We start from the raw sequence: 433 nt of genomic DNA on the forward strand, positions 1-433 counted from the left end.
TTGCGGGCGCCCAGGACGTTGACGCGGTACGCCGCATCCTGTTCCGTCTCAGCCCGGTCCACAGCGGTATAGGCTGCACAGTTGACCACGACCTCGGGGTGGGAGGCCTCTATTACTTCCCGCAGAGCGGCACGGTCGGTGACATCCAGCTCGTCCATGACGCGAGCGGTCACGTCCACGGTGGGGGACAGGAGACGGACGACGTCACTGCCAAGCTGACCATCGGCACCGACAACAAGAAGTTTCACCGCGCTCATCTCTCTTTCCCCTCTGCCAGAGTGAGCCACTGCTGGTCCTTGCCGGACAAGAGAGGCATGGAGCCGACAGGAAGAGGCCATACGATACCCACGGTGGGGTCATTCCATAGCAGGCCACCTTCGTCCTCAGGATGGTAGTATTCATCGCACTGATACTCGACATCGACCTCCGGGGA

Annotated in this window: 2 protein-coding genes; both read right to left on the bottom strand. The window is 61.4% G+C overall.

Going from position 1 to position 433, the window contains the following annotated elements; all coding sequences use genetic code 11:
* The coding region (locus SMC5_RS08660) for a sugar nucleotide-binding protein (RefSeq protein WP_165849049.1) at positions 1–257 on the bottom strand (257 nt) is incomplete at its 3' end.
* Positions 254–433, bottom strand: a 180-nt coding sequence (locus SMC5_RS08665; protein WP_165849050.1) for a dTDP-4-dehydrorhamnose 3,5-epimerase family protein, incomplete at its 5' end; no start/stop codon positions are given. The genes SMC5_RS08665 and SMC5_RS08660, both read right to left, overlap by 4 nt.

The sequence above is a fragment of the Candidatus Cryosericum odellii genome (assembly GCF_003570935.1).
Lineage (GTDB): Bacteria > Caldisericota > Caldisericia > Cryosericales > Cryosericaceae > Cryosericum > Cryosericum odellii.